2 protein-coding genes and 1 pseudogene are annotated in these 4,962 nt (G+C 44.3%); 1 reads left to right on the top strand and 2 read right to left on the bottom strand.

Annotated elements, in window-relative coordinates; all coding sequences use genetic code 11:
* A partial coding sequence (locus tag H6S82_RS17755; protein ID WP_191056490.1) for a PepSY-associated TM helix domain-containing protein occupies window positions 1-1,004 on the bottom strand: 1,004 nt, incomplete at its 3' end.
* A 373-nt stretch (window positions 1,005-1,377) separates the two neighbouring features.
* The gene (locus tag H6S82_RS17750; RefSeq protein WP_191056489.1) at window positions 1,378-3,978 is read right to left on the bottom strand and encodes a TonB-dependent siderophore receptor; all 2,601 of its coding nucleotides are present in this window, start codon (window positions 3,976-3,978) and stop codon (window positions 1,378-1,380) included.
* Between the two features lie 753 nt (window positions 3,979-4,731).
* Here H6S82_RS17750 and H6S82_RS17740 point away from each other — a divergent pair.
* Window positions 4,732-4,962, top strand: a pseudogene (locus H6S82_RS17740) (hypothetical protein); the annotation flags it as partial.

The raw sequence follows: 4,962 nt of genomic DNA, 5'->3' as shown, positions 1-4,962 counted from the left end.
ATCCGCATTCCCAATCCGCCATAACTACCGATATGTAAGGGGTAAAGAGAATACAGGATCTTAGTTGCTAAAGGGCCTTTATGAGCGGTGTTAACGCGCAAAACTTTACCGCTATATTGGTCAACATAAATCTGGCTATCGCTACTCGCACTACTCAGGGAAGTGTCTTGGGAAAACCTTTTCCCGACTCTATACAAACCTGTAGAATCTGCTGGGATATTGACCCAAATTGTTTGAGCTACTGGTAAAGCTTTATTGGCATTTTGTAAGATGCGATCGACTGGCAAAGTTTGTCGATCGGCAGCCGGGTTAGATTTGGTAGGAACAACAGGTAATGAAGTGGATGTGAGCGCGTAAACAGCTTGTTCAAACTGAGAGAAAAAGCTCATTGCTACCCCGGTAGATACAATGAGCAGAAGAAAAGCAACCGACAGCATACCCAATACTTTGTGGATATCGTAATTGAGTAATTTTGAGGGAGCTTTCCACCTAATCTTAAATCCTTGGATAAATTTCCGCCAACCAGTCCACAGAACAAGTCCGCTTACGCATAATACTAGCAGCAGAATACCGCAAATACCTACAACTAGCGAGCCTATTTCGCCGGCTAGAAAGTTTATATGTAATTCGACCAAAAAATTCATCAGAGTTTTTTCTTTCAGGCGCGAACCGAGGAGCGAACCATTGTAGGGATTGACGTAAACAAAAACTACCTGTTTGTCCTTAGATTCGCTCCATACTCTGTAAACGGCGGTGGGATTTTGAGGAATATCGATCGAGTCGATTTTCAGATTTGGATAAACAGAGTTAACCCGATTTACTACATATTGTAAAGATACCCGTTCTGGTTGTGGAACTACTTGTAATAACTGCGGATTTAGGAAGCGATCGATTTCATTACCAAATACCAATAAACTGCCAGTCAAGCAGATGGCAATCAGCAATATTCCCACCGTTACACCGATATATCGGTGCAGAACTAATGCCAGTTTACGTAATTTCATATCGAAACTTTAGTACATGAGTGATGCGAAAAATTGTCTGTTGGAATTAAGGGATAAATTTTTACCGCAGATGAGAGCAGATAAACGCAGATGAACGCAGATAAGAGAGCAGATAAGAGAGGTTTTTTAGGAAATCGATGCTATCGGATATGATATAACACATTAAACAGAGGTATGTTGTTGCACTTTAGCGCTAAAGCGCAACAACGTACCTAGAAATCAGTCTTTGTTTTGTGTCACTTGCATAAATCCTATATACTCCATCCGCATCCGATTCATCTGCGTACCCTTCGGGAAGGCTATCGCCTACATCTGCGTTTATCTGCTTACATCTGCGGTAAAAAAAATCAAAGATTTGGATTTCCGCAAAATGTCAAAACTCCAAACCAATTGTCGCCTGCACCGTCAAAGGCGCACCGGGGAAAACGCGCAGAGGGCCATTAGAAGCCTCATAATATCTAATGTCAAACAAATTCTTGACATTCAAACCGACTTTAAAGTTATCTCTTCTGTAGTAAAGAGCAGCATCGGTGCGAAAATAATCCGGTAGATAAAAACTATTGTCAAGATCTCCGGGACGTTCTCCTACATAGAAGAAACCCAAGCCGAAACCCAAACCGCGCAGATTTCCCCTTTGAAGTTCATAAGTTGCAAACAAACCAGCGCTATGTTTTGGGACGTTATCGAGTCGATTGCCAACTGGCAAGGCATTATCTTCAGTAATGGTGGCATCTGTATAAGCGTAAGAAGCAATTACTTTCAATCCTGGCAAGATTTCACCAGTTACATCTAACTCAACACCCCGGCTTCTTTGTTCGCCAGTTTGGATGGAAAAGTTAGCATCTCTGGGATCTGGTGTGAGAACGTTTTGGCGAGTCAACTGGTAAATAGCAAATGTGGAAGAAAGTCGGCCATCTAAAAGATCGGCTTTGACGCCTACTTCATACTGAGTGCCTGTTTCCGGCTTAAATAGTTCATTATTGAAGCCTGTACCGATTACAGGATTAAAAGAACGGCTGAAGCTGGCGTAGAGAGAAATCGGTTCGATCGGCTGATATACGATACCTACCCGTGGACTGAATGATTCTTCGGATTGTTTTGTTTCTGTATTGGCTAATTTATCGGTTAGCTGCTGTTCGTAGAAGTCAAAACGTCCGCCCAATATCAATTTAAATTTATCGAAAATCGATATTCGATCTTGGACGTAAAAGCCTGCCGATCGCGTCAGGGTAGCATTATCAAGACTGAAGGTAATTTCGCCGTTAGGGGAGCCATACACCGGGTTAAAAAGGTCGAGCGGTGCAATATCCCCAAAGTCGAATTTATTTTTGTAGTTGTTTTCCCTAAATAGCTCTACTCCAACGAGTAACTTATGATCGATCGGCCCTGTGGAAAAGTTACCGATTAAATCGGTTGCCATTATCTCGTTATCTGTACCGCTACTGCCTGTAGAGTAACCGCGAGTGAGAGTTCGGTTATCGGGTTCGAGGCTATTCGGGAAAAAACTATCTTGCTCGTAGGAAAACAGGGTAACCCGGAAACTATTTCGCAACGACCAATTTTCGCTGAAGCGATGCTCTAAATTGTATCCCAGTCTGTTAGCGTTGTTATCGATAAAATCTCGATTGGGTTCGGCGATATTGCGTTCGATCGGGATCTTGCCATTTGGGTTGGGAAGTACTGTACCTACCGCTGGCAAACCGCGATAGTTGGGAAAGCTCGATCGAATAAACTCTCCTTCCAGGGTTAGCTTTGTATCCTCAGTAATATCCCAACTTACTACGGGCGCAAAAAATAAGCGCTCGATTTGAGTAAAATCAACGAAGGTATTTGAATTTTCGTAAGAAGCATTGAATCGATAGAGGGAATTTCGGCTGCGGTTGAGCGGGCCACTCAAATCTATGGCTCCGCGATAAAAGCTAAAATTTCCAATGCTAAATTCAGCAGCATAAAACGGATCGGGTAGCGGTCTTTTTGTGACTAGGTTGATTACACCGCCGGGACTGCCTTGACCGAACAAAACTGATGCTGGCCCTTTGAGGACTTCTAATCTTTCCAGGTTTGCGGTTTCAGATGGAATTTGAGTGTTAGTGGAATCCCTTAAACCATTTCGGAGAATATTTGTGCTTTCAAAACCTCTAATATTAAAGGTTTCAAATGTGCTAATGGATGAACTGGTGGGATTGACGCCGCTGGTGCTTCTGACTGCTTCTTCTACGCGGGTGACTTGTCGATCTTCGAGTACCTGCTGGGGAACAACCTGAACTGCTTGGGGTACGTCCCGCAATGGCGTATCTGTGCGAGTTCCCGCAGTTGCAGAAGGCGCTCGATATCCTGTTTCGTCTGCTTCAGCGATCACAATCAGTTCAACCGATCGTTCTCTGGGAGGCTGAACCCTTGGGGAAGTGGGTTGGGTTGGTTGAACTTGAGTGACCGGTTCTCCTGTTGGGGAAGTCGGTTGAGTTGGTTGAACTTGAGTGACCGATTCTCCTGTTGGGGAAGTCGGTTGAGTTGGTTGAACTTGAGTGACCGGTTCTCGTGTTGGGGAAGTTGGTTGAGTTGCTGTACCGGATGCAGTATTCAAACTGACAACTAAACCCCGATTTTGGGAAGTCACTTGTGCGGTGGGTACATCCGCTGCTCCGATAACTTTAACTCTGATACTGTTGATATCCAGTCGGGTAACTTCTATCGATCGAATTCCCGGTGCGGGATTGTCTTGGCGAAAGGAATCTCCTTCTGGCAAACGCAATTGCGCGGTAATAATATCGGCAAAAAAGGTTTCGCCATACTTGCCGGTGAAGGCTTGTAGCGGTTTACCATCGATCGTTTCTAAGATGACCTCAATGCCATTGGGTGTCGGGTTGAGCTTTACGGCAGTTACTTGCGCGATTTGCGCCTTTGCAGGCGCTGCGACTAACACCGATACGGCTCCTGCAAACCCAAGCGCATTGAGGAATTGCAGTTGTTTCACTCAAATCTCCTCACATACAACAAGCGGATCGGATAGCGCTCTGCTCCACCGCACAGGCGATGCTGCACTGTGCGTGAATTGTCGCGCTACCAGCTAAACAGGAATAATTCTTAACTGATTGAGTTTTCTACTTGCTAATTAATTTCAAGTAAATGCAACAGATATTCATTAAGCAGTAAGGGTGTGTACTTTGTCAAGGCTCCTCATCCCGGAATTGGAATTCATCTGATTTCCATCTAGAAGCGGTATGAATCTTCCCAAAGATAGATTGTTTATTTGAGCAAAGCCTAATATAAACAAAGGTTTTGGGTATCCCGTTTTCGGCAGTTGTCTATCTGGCTGGCGATCGCTCTTGTTGCCTTTAACTTGCCAATAACATTAGTTTAACTTATCAAAAAGTCCAGAAGCATTTGCAAATATTTTGCGTAACTACTTGCTAATAACTGAGAATATTGCTTATGCTTAGTGAAAATTAATTGCGAATTAATTGCAAAAGCTTAAAGTAGTTGCTGAGAGGTATGTTGTTGCGCTGTCTTCGCTAGGCTGCGGTTTCTCACCCGTTGGTGATGTGCAAAAAATTTCTCCGCGTCCCCGCGCCCGTCTCAACCAACTACTTATGACCGCACCCTTTGTCTTGTGACACTTGGGTAAGTCCTCAAAAAAATCTTCCAAAACCAGTGCAGTGAAAGAAGCCAACACCACCCGCTTCTGACTGACTCGATCGTTGTGGCGTTCTCGATAGCACCGAAGAAAATGACCGATTCTGACAATGACTCTGCAAAACTCCCCGTAGGTTGTACCTCTTTCGCGGACATCTTGCGGTATAGGGCTTTACATCAACCTCAGCAACGCGCTTTTACCTTTTTGCAAGAGGTTGAAGGCGAGGAAACGAGTTTAACTTATCAAGAATTCGATCGCCGCAGTCGAGCGATCGCATCTCAACTACAGAGTTTGGGTTTAAGTGGGGAACGCGCTTTGCTGCTT

Source organism: Planktothrix sp. FACHB-1355, assembly GCF_014748295.1.
GTDB classification, from domain to species: domain Bacteria; phylum Cyanobacteriota; class Cyanobacteriia; order Cyanobacteriales; family Aerosakkonemataceae; genus Aerosakkonema; species Aerosakkonema funiforme_A.
This window is presented reverse-complemented; position numbering and strand designations above follow the sequence as displayed.